A 1,463-nucleotide genomic window follows, 5' to 3' on the forward strand; every position below is an offset into this window, starting at 1 on the left:
GAAACCGAAGGAAATAAAGAAGAGCAATGCCGAACTTTCGGTCTTCGTGAATTTAAGGCAAACGGTACACGTTTTGAAGTAAACGGACAACCGGTATTCCTGCGGGGAACACTGGAGTGTTGTATCTTCCCGCTAACAGGTTATCCGGCAATGGACAATGCTTACTGGACAAAAATATATAACCAGTGCCAGGCACACGGTCTGAACCATGTCCGCTTCCATTCTTGGTGTCCTCCGCAGGCTGCTTTTGAAGTAGCCGACAGCATGGGGGTCTATCTGCAAGTTGAATGTGCCGGTTGGACGACAGTAGGTGACGGCGCTTATTCCGACCAGTGGTTTCGTGATGAGAGCGACCGTATCTTGAAGGAATATGGCAATCACCCTTCTTTCTGTATGATGGCCTACGGAAATGAGCCGGGAGGAGCCAATCAAGGTAAGTATCTGTCTGGCCTGATCGATTACTGGAAATCGAAGGATCTCCGTCGTGTTTATACTTCTGCCGGAGGTTGGCCTTATGTAGAAAATGCAGACTACTGGGATCCGATGGAACCGCGTATCCAACGCTGGGCTGAAGGTATGGGAAGTATCATCAATGCTCAACAGCCCCGTACCGACTTTGATTTCGAAGATATTATTAAAAAGAATATGCCGACAGTCAGCCACGAAGTCGGTCAATGGTGTGTCTATCCAAACTTCAAAGAGATAGAGAAATACACAGGCGTACTGAAGGCCAAGAACTTCGAGATATTCCGGGAAACATTGAAAGATCACCACATGGCTGACCTGGCCGATGATTTTTTGTATGCATCTGGCCGTCTGCAAACATTATGTTATAAGGCGGAGATTGAAGGAGCACTCCGGACTCCCGGATTTGCAGGCTTCCAGCTGCTCGACTTACATGATTTCCCGGGACAAGGGTCAGCACTGGTCGGGGTACTCGATGCTTTCTGGGATGAAAAAGGATATGTTACACCTAAAGAATACAGCACATTCTGTAACAAGACTGTTCCGCTTATCCGCTTTCCGAAAATGGTTTGGCTGAATAATGAAACACTGAATGTTCCGGTCGAATTGGCTCATTTCGGAGAAAAAGCTTTACAGGGGGCTAATATCATCTGGAAAATCAGCAACCAATCAGGAGAAAAGCTGGCACAAGGCAGTTTTGTGAAAGACCTTCCGATTGCCAACTGTATTCCGGCAGGTAATATCGAATATGCGTTATCAGGCATAGAAGAGCCGTCTCAACTCACGGTCAGTGTGGAAGTGAAAGAGGCTAACAATAGTAACCGATGGAATATTTGGGTCTATCCGGCCAAGCAGAAAGCGGTTGAAAAGCTTCCTTATATTGCTTCAACACTCGACGATCAGGTGATGAACCGATTGGAGAAAGGCGAAAATGTCTTGCTTTTATTGGCTCCGGGAAGTATCTTGCCGGAAAAGGGAGGAGATATTCGTGTCGGCTT

At 47.0% G+C, this 1,463-nt stretch carries 1 protein-coding gene; it reads left to right on the forward strand.

Translation table 11 applies throughout. The features are described 5' to 3' along the window. The coding region (locus tag M1P97_RS26160; RefSeq protein ID WP_317243629.1) for a glycoside hydrolase family 2 TIM barrel-domain containing protein at positions 1-1,463 on the forward strand (1,463 nt) is incomplete at both ends.

It is taken from the genome of Parabacteroides leei (genome assembly GCF_023369805.1).
Classification (GTDB): domain Bacteria; phylum Bacteroidota; class Bacteroidia; order Bacteroidales; family Tannerellaceae; genus Parabacteroides; species Parabacteroides leei.